Here is an 11,369-nt window from a genome sequence, read left to right on the forward strand (position 1 = left end):
TCGATTTTTTGCTGACGCGTAGTCGATGCTTTTGGCTCTATTTGATTAATCCAACGCGATACAGATGCAGAGCCAATCCGAAATTGCTTCGCTGTTTCTGCGATACTCAACCCTTCTTCTTCCATCGTATTCCATCGTAAATATCACTTTACGTCTAAAATTAATTGAATAGCTCATATAAATAATGTCATCAAAATTAAGTCTCTTAGCTATAGCTAAGCGAGTTAATTTTGATTACAAAATATATGTTTTTCTCCAATATAAATTTATTGATGTAGAGTAATTACTTGTAATCATTTTAAAGTCGCCGAGCTATATAGTATACTATAAATGTTTTCTATTGTTATAAAATATTAATATCTTACAGTCAGCCGAAAATAAAACTTGAACAATCGCGAATGTGTTGCATTAATTATTTTTTAACTTTTAATTCAGGTATATTTTATTGATAATTCAGGAAAATAACTTTAATAATATCAATTTACAAAACCACTTTCTCATTGCTATGCCAACGTCATTAGATCCGTATTTTCAAAAGTCGGTGGTTTATATCTGTGAACATCATGAAAAAGGTGCTATGGGTTTCGTTATTAATAGACAAATCGAACAAATTTCAATCAATAGCATATTAAAAAATTTAAACATTAAAACGACAGAATACGATCATATAACTAAATTAAGTCAACCGGTTTTTTCTGGTTGCCCGATCGCAGAAGCTCATGGTTTTATTTTACATTCGCCACAAAATAGTTTTAGTTCTACCTTAAAGCTTTCTGATGAAATTATGATCACAACGTCAAAAGACATTCTCGAAACTTTAGGCACTACCAAACAACCAGAAAAAACACTTATTGCCTTGGGATATTCAAGCTGGGAACAAGGGCAACTGGAAAAAGAGATAATGAAAAATAGTTGGCTAACCGCCAAAGCAAATACAATATCATTTTTCACACCCCCCATTTCTGAACGTTGGCTTGAAGCCGCTGCTTTAATTGGGATTGATATCTTTAATATTTCAAATCAAGCGGGTCATGCATAATGGCAAACAAAACAATTATTGCTTTTGATTTCGGTACACTGAGTATAGGTATCGCCATTGGGCAGGCAATTACAGCAACTGCACGCCCTTTAACTGCAATAAAAGCAAAAGATGGTAAGCCCAACTGGTTAGACATTGAAAAAATAATACAAGAGTGGAAACCTGAACTGGCTATCGTTGGACTTCCTCTCAATATGGACGGAACAGAGCAGCCAATAAGTAATCAAGCCCGTAAATTTGCTAATCGTCTGCATGGGCGATTTGGTATCCAAGTTACATTACACGATGAATGCTTAACAACAATAGAAGCGCGAGCACAACTATTTAATCAGGGTGGCTATCGAGCGTTAAATAAAAGTAAGATTGATTCCATTTCTGCTGTCATTATTTTAGAAAGTTGGTTTGAACAAGATGCTTAATCAGCATAATTACAATAAACTGTCACGCATAGCCGTGACAATGAAATTATATTTTTATCCTATTTCATTTTCATTTAGCATCCAAATTTTATGAATAAAATCCAACAAAATCTCGTTAATGTCAAAAATCGCATTATACAAGCGGCCAAAAAATATCATCGAGAGCCCGAAGGTATTACTCTGCTGGCCGTCAGTAAAACTAAATCTTGTGATGCAATTCAAGAGGCTATCGATGGTGGACAATACCAATTTGGTGAAAATTATCTGCAAGAAGGGATAGAAAAATAGCCTACTTTAGTAACAAACAGGATTTAATATGGCATTTTATCGGCGCGCTACAATTTAATAAAAGTCGATTAGTAGCAGAGCATTTTGATTGGTGTCATACTATTGATAGATTAAAAATAGCAAAACGATTAAATAATCAGCGTCCGATATAGTTAAACGTCTTAATTTTGATTACAAAATATATGTTTTTCTCCAATATAAATTTACTGATATAGAGTAATTACTTGTAATCATTTTAAAGTCGCCCAGCTATAGTACCGCAATTCAACTGCTGGATAAACTTGGTTATTCGGTCACAGCAGTAACTGGTCGGGAGAGTAATATCAATTATACTTAAAAGCACTTGGCGCTAAACAAATGCTGCTACGTAAAGAGTTTACTACCATACCTCACCCTTTAGAAAAGCAACGTTTGGCAGGAGTTATTGATACCGTTGGCAGCAATATATTATAGCTAAGCGTCTTAATTTTGATTACAAAATATATGTTTTTCTCCAATATAAATTTAGTGATATAGAGTAATTACTTGTAATTATTTTAAAGTCGTCCAGCTATATTTGATTAATCCAACGCGATACAGATGCAGAGCCAATCCGAAATTGCTTCGCTGTTTCTCGGATACTCAACCCTTCTTCTTCCATCGTAAATATAACTTTACGTCTAAAATCAATTGAATAGCTTATATAAATAATGTCATCAAAATTAAGTCGCTTAGCTATAGCAACGGTTATTTCACAAATGTGCTATTCAGGTACAATAGCAGCATGTGGTCTGGCCGCTGATATTATGTTATCAACAACAGTGATGCCTTTTATTCTGTGTAATGTACGACTACAAGGGATAGACTCGGTGATGGTTCCAACGATCAAACGCCCACAGATATGGCAACGGTTAGCCAATTTATTAGCCGATAGTTTTTATCAATTAACAACCACAGAGATCCCGTTAGAAAAAGTGATTGATTATGCCGATAAATTAATCAATAACCAAATCACTGGCCGGACACTGGTAAAAATACGTTAAATTTTTCAAGCCAACCTTGCTGATTAGACTAAAATTTTCCTGCTAATTGCTATGAAATGTTTATAATATCGCTCTCTGTCGTCAAAATAAACGTTTTCATTATGAGAAAAAGATGACAAACTATTAGCATCAAGTTATGTTGTCTAATTATCAATTATCAGTCGGAGATACCCGAAAAATGGTAAAAGATTTCGACATTTTGCTGCTAAATGGCCCAAATTTAAATATGCTGGGGACGAGAGAACCACCATTCTATGGTGCTCTTACACTTCAGGATATTGTTAACCAAACAAGCCAAAAAGCAAAACAATTAGGAGTTAAATTAAGTCATTTTCAATCTAATGCGGAACATGAGCTTATTAATGAAATCCATCAAGCTCAAGGAAAAATCGATTTTATATTGATTAATCCGGCAGCATTAACGCATACTAGTGTGGCTTTACGCGATGCAATATTAAGCGTTGTTATTCCTTTTTATGAGATCCACCTTACTAATGTTTATGCACGTGAGCCATTCAGGCATCACTCCTATCTCTCCGATATTGCAAACGGCGTCATCTGTGGTTTCCGTGCTGATGGTTATATTTTTGCATTAGAAGCTGCGGTTTAATTCTTATTAAATATTGAAGAATTAGCAATCACTGATGAATCCCAACCTAATAAATGTAAAGAATAAAAATGCGGAATTAATTTATGGATATTCGTAAAATTAAAAAATTGATTGAGCTTGTTGAAGAATCTGGCATTTCTGAACTAGAAATTTCAGAAGGTGAAGAATCAGTGCGTATTAGCCGTACAATCGTACAGAATTTACAACAGTATATGGCAGCGCCAACCACGCATCAACCGGCTTTAGCAAACGCCATTGCACCTTCTCAAATTTTACTTGAAACAACAAATGAGAAAAAAGCAGAAATCAGTGGTTATACTGTTCGCTCGCCAATGGTAGGTACCTTCTACCGAGCGCCAAGTCCAGAAGCAAAACCATTTGTTGAAGTCGGCCAAACGGTTAAGCTAGGGGATCCTCTATGTATTGTCGAAGCGATGAAAATGATGAATCAGATCGAAGCAGACAAAGCAGGTGTAGTTAAAGCAATTCTGTTGGAAAATGGAGAAGCGGTTGAATTTGACGAGCCATTGGTTATCATCGAATAACGAGGCATCCTATGCTTAAAAAAATTGTTATCGCCAACCGTGGCGAAATTGCTTTACGCATTTTACGTGCCTGTAAAGAACTAAAAATAAAAACCGTCGCCGTGCATTCTGCCGCCGATCGTGACTTAAAACATGTATTACTTGCTGATGAAACTGTCTGTATCGGGCCTGCCGCTTCAGCTGAAAGTTATCTTAATATTCCAGAAATCATCTCGGCAACAGAAATTACTGCTGCAGAAGCCATTCACCCTGGTTATGGTTTTCTATCTGAAAATGCCGACTTTGCCGAAAAAGTGGAACGTTCTGGTTTTATATTCATTGGTCCCAAACCAGAAACTATTCGACTCATGGGTGATAAAATTTCTGCCATTGAGGCGATGAAAAAAATCGGTGTTCCTTGTGTTCCTGGCTCAGACGAGCCTTTAGGAAATGAGATAAAAACCAATAAAACAATTGCTAATCGAATTGGCTACCCAGTTATTATTAAAGCATCTGGTGGCGGTGGTGGCCGCGGTATGCGCGTTGTTCGTAACGAAAGTGAGCTAGAACAAGCCATTACCCTAACTCGCGCCGAAGCCAAAGCTGCCTTTAATAATAGTATGGTTTATATGGAAAAGTTTCTGGAAAATCCGCGCCATATTGAAATTCAAGTACTTGCTGATGGTCAAGGCAATGCGATTTATTTAGCCGAACGTGATTGCTCAATGCAACGTCGCCATCAAAAAGTGGTTGAAGAAGCGCCTGCACCAGGTATAAAAGTTGATATGCGTAAAAGCATTGGAGAGCGCTGCGCAAAAGCTTGTCTTGATATCGATTATCGCGGTGCCGGTACTTTTGAATTCCTTTATGAAAATGGCGAATTCTACTTTATTGAAATGAATACGCGTATTCAAGTTGAGCATCCTGTGACGGAAATGGTCACTGGGGTTGATCTGATTAAAGAACAGTTAAGGATCGCTTCTGGCTTTCCTCTATCTATTAAACAAAAAGATGTTAAAATTCATGGGCATGCAATAGAGTGCCGAATTAATGCAGAAGATGCAAATACCTTCTTGCCAAGTCCCGGTAAAATTACTCGCCTCCATATTCCTGGTGGTTTTGGTATACGTTGGGAATCACACATTTATGCAGGTTACACCGTTCCACCCTACTATGACTCTATGATTGGTAAACTGATCACATATGGTGAAACCCGGGAAATTGCTATCCTTCGGATGAAAAATGCCTTATCTGAATTAATTATTGATGGCATTAAAACTAACATAGAATTACAACAAAAAATTATGAATGACAGCAATTTTTTCAAAGGTGGTACCAATATCCATTACCTGGAAAAAAAACTCGCTTCACAGGAATAAACTTTTCTACTCACCTTTCATCACAATAGGGTACAGAATGTACCCTAATTTTTGATACTTTTTCTGAAGTTAATCTTTAACTAATATACAAACCCTCAGATTAAATTTTTACTACCAGGAGATCCAATGGATAAACGTTTTCTTCAATCCAACAAAGAAGCTCGTTGGTCAGTTTTTCTTACTGTTGCTTATTTATGTAGTTCGATTATGACTGCTTACCTCCCCGGTGAGGAAATGGGAATAACAGGGATGCCATTATGGTTTGAACTTTCATGTTTATATTTACCTCTGATTTTTATTTTACTTTTTGTCTTAACGGTTAAATTGATTTTTAAACAAATGTCATTGGAAGATAAAGATGCAAATTGAAATTCTATTACCACTTATTGGTTATTTATTACTGGTTTGTTTACTGTCTATTTATGCTTATCATCGACGTCAAAAAGGCGAATTTTTGCATGAATATTTTCTAGGTAATTGCTCTATGGGTGGGGTTGTTTTGGCAATGAGCATCACTGCTACCCTACATCAGTGCTAGCTCTTTCATAGGTGGTCCTGGAGCAGCCTATAAATATGGCCTTGGCTGGGGTGCTACTTGCCTTAATTCAAGTTCCGACTATTTGGCTGTTGCTTGGTGTACTAGGTAAAAATTTGCCATTTTGGCTCGTCGCTATAATGCGGTGACACTTAATGACATGCTGTATGCTCGTTTTCAAAACCGTTTACTGGTATGGATTGCTAGCATTAGTTTACTCATCGCTTTCTTCGGTGTTATGACAGTTCAATTTATCGGCGGAGCTCATCTACTTGAAACTGCGGCAAATATTCCCTATGAAATAGGATTATTAATATTTGGCATCACTATTGCGCTTTATACTGCGTTTGTTGGTTTTAGAGCCAGTATCCTTAATTAACACCTTACAAGGCTTTGTTATGTTAGTAGGAACCATTATTCTGCTGGTTTTGACTATTTACAAGGCAGGCGGTCTGGCGGCGGAAACAGAGACACTAAAAACGATTGATCCAAAACTAATCACACCAAAAGGTGCCGATAACATCTTTAGTATGCCCTTTATGTTTTCCTTCTGGATATTAGTTTGTTTTGGCGTTATTGGCTTACCACACACTGCTGTCCGCTGCATTTTTTATAAAAATAGCCAAGCGATGCACCGGGGGATCATCATCGGTACCATTGTGATGGTTATTTTAATGTTGTGAATGCATTTAGCAGGTGCATTAGGTCGAGCTATTTTACTGGATTTAACGATCCCAGATCAGGTCATCCCAACATTAATAATCACGGTTTTACCTCCATTCGCCGCAGGAATTTTCTTAGCCGCCCCAATGGCTGCCATTATGTCGACAATTAATTCACAATTACTCCAATCTTCAGCAACTATTATAAAAGATCTATATTTAAATATTGCTCCAGAGGAGATAAAAAAAGAGAAAAAATTAACCTGGATCTCAAGTGCTTCTACCCTCATTCTGGGTGCTTTATTATTATTAGCCGCCTGGCATCCACCACAAATGATTATTTGGTTAAATTTACTGGCTTTTGGTGGATTACAAGCGGTTTTTCTTTGGCCATTAATACTCGGACTATATTGGCAAAGAGCAAACCGTTTTGGTGCATTAAGCTCAATGATCCTCGGTGCCCTTTCTTATACATTATTGACTGCCTTTGATGTTAAATTTTTAAATTTTTACCCCATCGTACCCGCTCTATTATTGAGTTTGCTTGCTTTTTTAATCGGTAATGTTGTTGGTGAGAAAAAATCATTATCTACATCGATAAAAACGAGCTAATAACCTACGATTTCAAGAGAATATTTATGCTCTCTGGATACAAATACGTCTGAATTCGACAGCCGAGCAGGCAGAAGTCTTAAGTGATATATTAACGGAAACCGGAGCGGTTTCTGTCACCTTTCAGGATATAATAGGTAAGCGACTTAATTTTGATGACATTATTTATATGAGCTATTCAATTGATTTTAGACGTAAAGTGATATTTACGATGGAAGAAGAAGGGTTGAGTATCCGAGGAACAGCGAAGCAATTTCGGATTGGCTCTGCATTTGTATTGCGTTGGATTAATCAAATAGAGCCAAAAGCATCGACTACGCGTCACCGAAAAATCGATAAATCCGAGTTGATAAAAGATGTTGAACAATATCCAGATGCTTACCAAAAAGAGCGTGCAGAGCGTTTTGGCGTTTGTTAGAAGGCCATTTGGCAAGCTCTTAAAAAAATGGGATTGACCTATAAAAAAACTCTACGTCATCCAAAAGCCGACGAAAACACTCGAAAAACGTTTCAACAAAAAAACAACAGTATGAAAAAGAAGGCAAGCATATTGTTTTTATTGATGAAAGTGGTTTTTCACACGATACCCCGCAGACTCACGGCTATTCCCCGAAAGGTCAACGGTGTGTTGGTCTCAAGAACTGGGGAGCTAAAGGAAGAACAAATGTTATCGGCGCTTTATTGGGCAGAACACTCTTTCCTATCGGATTATTTGATATCAATATTAACAGCGATGTTTTCTATGCATGGGTCACCCAAGTCCTTATCCCAGTACTTCCTAAAAACAGTGTAATCATGATGGATAATGCCACTTTTCACAAGAAACAGAGTATTCAACAAGTCATCATCGATGCGGGGCATATGGTGGAATATTTGGCTACCTATTCGCCAGATCTTAATCCAATTCAACATAAATGGGCACAAGCTAAATGCAAAAAAAACGCTTGGATGCGACACAGATATTTTGTTCGCACTCAATATAGTGTCATCAAAATTAAGTCGCTTAGCTATAGCTACGACAACCCTGTTTTTAAACCCTTACCAGGTGAAACTCGCCTTTGGGGAGATACGGATGTTATTGGTCTATTTGATGCTGAAAGCGATATGGAGCAGGTTATTAGCCAACTTGAAAATTGCTCCTTATTAGGTAAAAAATTTTTTCATAAAATTGAACAAATAGAAGACAAAGATTGGGAACGTGAATGGATGGATAATTTCCATCCTATGCGTTTTGGGGACATAAACTATGGATTTGCCCTAGCTGGCATGTGATACGCCTGATCCCAATGCGGTTAATGTCATTTGGGATCCTGGTTTAGCGTTTGGTACCAGCACCGATCCTATTACATCACTCTGTGTTTAGAGTGGTTAGATAACTTAAATTTGAAAGATAAAACAGTTATCGATTTTGGTTGTGCCTCAGGCATATTGGCCATTGCCGCGCTTAAACTAGGCGCCAAAAAAGCGATTGGTATTGATATCGATCCTCAAGCCATCCAAGCTAGCCATAACAACGCCGAACAAAATAGAGTCGCCGATAAATTAGTTCTGTATTTGGCGAAAGATCAGGCTGAAGATCTAAAAGCAGATATTGTTATTGCTATAGCTAAGCGTCTTAATTTTGATTACAAAATATATGTTTTTCTCCAATATAAATTTACTGATATAGAGTAATTACTTGTAATCATTTTAAAGTCACCCAGCTATACTTGGACTGTCTGGAATATTAGCCAGTCAGGCTCAAGCTGTTATCACCGCTTACCAACGACAATTTGATATTGAGCCGATAATTGAGCCGATAATAGAAAAAAAGGGTGGTGCCCAATAACCGGAATAAAAAAAGCGGATTAGCCATAAGCGAGGTTAACGCATGCTAATCCGCTAACCCGACAATAAAAATTTTGCTAAAAATCTGCCGCTATAAAAAATCATAAAATTATAACAATTATCAAACTAATTACTTTTATTGTTTATGCAAAATAATATCTTTTCAATAACCATCATAAAAATAGTGATCAAGGTTGATTTTTATACAATCAACAGAGATAATCTAACCTAACAAGGAATTTACGATAAAGAATAATAAAATTTAAAAATAAATCAGAAATTTTCATTATATTGATTTTTATGAATATTATTTGTAATCAAAAAAATCAATACAAAATTTTTCAAAGAAATAGCAATTTGCTCAAAGTTTGTCCTTTCATATCTCGTAAAAAATGCGTAATATACGCGCCCTTGCAGTCAGAGGATGGTGTTTATGTATATTGGTCAATATCAGAAAAAGACTCTCTCATTGCAGCACCAATTGCGGGTATCACCGATAGGCCTTTTCGGTCACTGTGTTACTCAATGGGATGCTGATATGACAGTGTCGGAAATGCTGTCTTCCAATCCTCAGGTTTGGAAAACAGACAAATCCAGATTGAGAATGATCCATAGTGATGAATTAGGCATTAGTGCTGTGCAAATTGCAGGTAGTGATCCCGATGAAATGGCAGCAGCTGCGCGAATTAATGTTGCAAATGGTGCTCAGATCATCGATATCAATATGGGTTGGCCTGCCAAGAAAGTGAACCGTAAGTTAGCAGGTTCAGCATTATTGCGCTATCCAGAGCTGATTAAGAAAATTCTATTAGCTGTTGTGAATGCGGTTGATGTTCCTTTTACATTAAAGGTTCGCACTGGTTGATCACCTGAAGAACGGAACTGTATAAAATAGCTCAACTGGCCGAAAATTGTGGTATTCAAGCTGTAACTATTCATGGCAGAACTCGTTCTTGCTTATTTAATGGTGTAGCTGAATATGACAGGATTCCACCAGTTAAGCAAAATGTTACTATTCCTGTTATCGCTAATGGCGATATTACTGACCCGCTTAAAGCCAGAGCAGTTGCTTCACTATACTGGGGCTTGTGATGCCTTAATGATTGGTAGAGCTGCTCAGGGAAGACCCTGGATCTTTCGGGAAATCCAGCATTACCTGGAAACAGGTGAGTTACTGCCACCTATGCCTATTGGTGAGGTGCAGTGCTTAATGCAAGCGCATGTTAAGGAGCTGCATGACTTTTACAGTCTAAGCAAAGGAATCCCGCATCGCACGCAAGGATGTCTCTTGGTACTTAAGAGAACATGCACCTGATGACCAGTTTCGGCGCACATTCAACACCATAGAGAATGCCAGCGAACAGCTGGAAGTGTTGGAGGCATATTTCGAAAAATTTTGCGTAAATCAAAGAAAAGAGCTGACAGAACTATGTTCGAAAAACGCGGAAATTCTGACGTACTAACCGTTGCTACTGTAAATTCACAAGATCAAATAACTCAAAAGCCACTACGTGATTCAGTTAAACAAGCACTGAAAAACTATTTTGCCCAACTTAATAACCAGGATGTTAATGACTTATATGAATTAGTATTGGCTGAGGTGGAAAAACCATTATTAGATATGGTAATGCAATATACCCGTGGAAATCAGACCCGTGCTGCGTTAATGTTAAGCATCAACCGTGGAACTCTACGTAAGAAATTGAAAAAATATGGTATGAACTAGCCATAAGTGGTTAACATACTAATTAAAAAGCACTTTTATATTTTTATATAAGTGCTTTTTTGTTATTACTTATACCCTACTCACTGAACAAATATATAAACAGAAGATAAGACGAAAACATGATGAGGCGCTAGCTAATGGCAGCTCTAAATGAAAACCGGCAAAATCCAATTACTCAACGTTGAAATCAGCTCTCCGAATCGATTGCTACTGACACAGGCAATCAAATCTAACAGCTCAGTTTGAAGTTCTATAGCTGGGCGACTTTAAAATCATTACAAGTAATTACTTTATAGCTAAGCGACTTAATTTTGATTACACCATATTGAGTGCGAACAAAATATCTGTGTCGCATCCGAGCGCTCTTTTTTTGCATTTAGCTTGTGCCCATTTATGTTCAATTGGATTAAGATCTGGCGAATAGGTAGGAAAATATTCCACCATATGCCCCGCATCGATGATGACTTGTTGAATACTCTGTTTCTTGTGAAAAGTTGCATTATCCATCATGATTACACTGTTTTTAGGAAGTACTGGGATAAGGACTTGGGTGACCCATGTATAGAAAACATCGCTATTAATATTGATATCAAATAATCCGATAGCAAACAGCGTTGTGCCCAATAAAGCGCCGATAACATTTGTTCTTCCTTTAGCTCCCCAGTTCTTGAGACCAACACACCGTTGACCTTTCGGGGAATAGCCGTGAGTCCGCGGGGTATCGTG

General features: G+C 37.3%; 10 protein-coding genes and 8 pseudogenes. 15 read left to right on the top strand and 3 right to left on the bottom strand.

The window, feature by feature from the left end:
- Positions 1–475 precede the first annotated feature (475 nt).
- The 3 genes and pseudogenes from ARSQ2_RS07440 to ARSQ2_RS12890 all read left to right on the top strand — a co-directional run.
- Complete coding sequence (locus ARSQ2_RS07440) at positions 476–1,039, top strand: YqgE/AlgH family protein (RefSeq protein ID WP_181994914.1); 564 nt, start codon at positions 476–478, stop codon at positions 1,037–1,039.
- On the top strand, positions 1,039–1,458 hold the full coding sequence (ruvX, locus tag ARSQ2_RS07445) for a Holliday junction resolvase RuvX (RefSeq protein ID WP_181994903.1): 420 nt from the start codon (positions 1,039–1,041) through the stop codon (positions 1,456–1,458). The genes ARSQ2_RS07440 and ruvX overlap by 1 nt, the downstream gene beginning before the upstream one ends.
- A 90-nt stretch (positions 1,459–1,548) precedes the next feature.
- Positions 1,549–1,892 (top strand): annotated as a pseudogene (locus ARSQ2_RS12890) (YggS family pyridoxal phosphate-dependent enzyme); the annotation flags it as partial.
- Between the two features lie 404 nt (positions 1,893–2,296).
- Here ARSQ2_RS12890 and ARSQ2_RS14270 read toward each other — a convergent pair.
- A complete protein-coding gene (locus tag ARSQ2_RS14270) occupies positions 2,297–2,485 on the bottom strand; it encodes an IS630 transposase-related protein (protein ID WP_338078271.1) in 189 nt (62 codons plus the stop codon).
- Between ARSQ2_RS14270 and ARSQ2_RS07460 the strand changes: the two are divergent.
- The 12 genes and pseudogenes from ARSQ2_RS07460 to fis all read left to right on the top strand — a co-directional run.
- A pseudogene (locus ARSQ2_RS07460) lies at positions 2,463–2,768 on the top strand (oxidoreductase); the annotation flags it as partial. The gene ARSQ2_RS14270 and the pseudogene ARSQ2_RS07460 overlap by 23 nt on opposite strands.
- Positions 2,769–2,946: 178 nt before the next feature.
- Positions 2,947–3,378: a type II 3-dehydroquinate dehydratase gene (gene aroQ, locus ARSQ2_RS07465; RefSeq protein WP_181994907.1), complete on the top strand. Its 432-nt coding sequence runs from the start codon at positions 2,947–2,949 to the stop codon at positions 3,376–3,378.
- Between the two features lie 83 nt (positions 3,379–3,461).
- Positions 3,462–3,923 carry an acetyl-CoA carboxylase biotin carboxyl carrier protein gene (accB, locus tag ARSQ2_RS07470; protein ID WP_181994908.1) on the top strand — a complete coding sequence of 154 codons (462 nt, stop codon included), beginning with the start codon at positions 3,462–3,464 and terminating at the stop codon, positions 3,921–3,923.
- 11 nt (positions 3,924–3,934) lie between these two features.
- Complete coding sequence (gene accC / locus ARSQ2_RS07475) at positions 3,935–5,281, top strand: acetyl-CoA carboxylase biotin carboxylase subunit (protein WP_181994909.1); 1,347 nt, start codon at positions 3,935–3,937, stop codon at positions 5,279–5,281.
- Between the two features lie 126 nt (positions 5,282–5,407).
- Complete coding sequence (locus ARSQ2_RS07480; RefSeq protein WP_181994910.1) at positions 5,408–5,650, top strand: YhdT family protein; 243 nt, start codon at positions 5,408–5,410, stop codon at positions 5,648–5,650.
- A gap of 176 nt (positions 5,651–5,826) precedes the next feature.
- Positions 5,827–6,195: pseudogene (locus ARSQ2_RS13735) on the top strand (sodium:solute symporter family transporter).
- A 19-nt stretch (positions 6,196–6,214) separates the two neighbouring features.
- A pseudogene (panF, locus tag ARSQ2_RS07485) lies at positions 6,215–7,090 on the top strand (sodium/pantothenate symporter).
- Positions 7,091–7,259: 169 nt separating this feature from the next.
- Positions 7,260–7,508, top strand: a complete 249-nt coding sequence (locus ARSQ2_RS07490; RefSeq protein ID WP_181994911.1) for an IS630 transposase-related protein — start codon at positions 7,260–7,262, stop codon at positions 7,506–7,508.
- A 140-nt stretch (positions 7,509–7,648) separates the two neighbouring features.
- Positions 7,649–7,963: pseudogene (locus ARSQ2_RS07495) on the top strand (transposase); the annotation flags it as partial.
- Positions 7,964–8,101: 138 nt separating this feature from the next.
- A pseudogene (gene prmA / locus ARSQ2_RS07500) lies at positions 8,102–8,692 on the top strand (50S ribosomal protein L11 methyltransferase); the annotation flags it as partial.
- A 658-nt stretch (positions 8,693–9,350) separates the two neighbouring features.
- Positions 9,351–10,380 (top strand): annotated as a pseudogene (dusB, locus tag ARSQ2_RS07505) (tRNA dihydrouridine synthase DusB).
- Positions 10,347–10,643: a DNA-binding transcriptional regulator Fis gene (gene fis, locus ARSQ2_RS07510; protein ID WP_181994912.1), complete on the top strand. Its 297-nt coding sequence runs from the start codon at positions 10,347–10,349 to the stop codon at positions 10,641–10,643. The pseudogene dusB and the gene fis overlap by 34 nt, the downstream one beginning before the upstream one ends.
- Positions 10,644–10,893: 250 nt before the next feature.
- Here fis and ARSQ2_RS13740 read toward each other — a convergent pair whose 3' ends face one another.
- Both ARSQ2_RS13740 and ARSQ2_RS07515 read right to left on the bottom strand, forming a co-directional pair.
- On the bottom strand, positions 10,894–11,019 hold the full coding sequence (locus ARSQ2_RS13740) for a hypothetical protein (RefSeq protein ID WP_255487650.1): 126 nt from the start codon (positions 11,017–11,019) through the stop codon (positions 10,894–10,896).
- Positions 11,020–11,075: 56 nt separating this feature from the next.
- A pseudogene (locus tag ARSQ2_RS07515) lies at positions 11,076–11,369 on the bottom strand (transposase); the annotation flags it as partial.

Origin of the sequence: Arsenophonus endosymbiont of Bemisia tabaci Q2, from assembly GCF_902713415.1 — a bacterium.
Lineage (GTDB): Bacteria > Pseudomonadota > Gammaproteobacteria > Enterobacterales > Enterobacteriaceae > Arsenophonus.

Bases quoted from the DNA above. Each gene is read 5' to 3' on its own strand.
- ruvX (WP_181994903.1), top strand. From the start codon at position 1,039: ATGGCAAACAAAACAATTATTGCTTTTGATTTCGGTACACTGAGTATA.
- aroQ (WP_181994907.1), top strand. From the start codon at position 2,947: ATGGTAAAAGATTTCGACATTTTGCTGCTAAATGGCCCAAATTTAAAT.
- accB (WP_181994908.1), top strand. From the start codon at position 3,462: ATGGATATTCGTAAAATTAAAAAATTGATTGAGCTTGTTGAAGAATCT.
- accC (WP_181994909.1), top strand. From the start codon at position 3,935: ATGCTTAAAAAAATTGTTATCGCCAACCGTGGCGAAATTGCTTTACGC.
- ARSQ2_RS07480 (WP_181994910.1), top strand. From the start codon at position 5,408: ATGGATAAACGTTTTCTTCAATCCAACAAAGAAGCTCGTTGGTCAGTT.
- ARSQ2_RS07490 (WP_181994911.1), top strand. From the start codon at position 7,260: ATGAGCTATTCAATTGATTTTAGACGTAAAGTGATATTTACGATGGAA.
- fis (WP_181994912.1), top strand. From the start codon at position 10,347: ATGTTCGAAAAACGCGGAAATTCTGACGTACTAACCGTTGCTACTGTA.
- ARSQ2_RS13740 (WP_255487650.1), bottom strand. From the start codon at position 11,019: ATGCAAAAAAAGAGCGCTCGGATGCGACACAGATATTTTGTTCGCACT.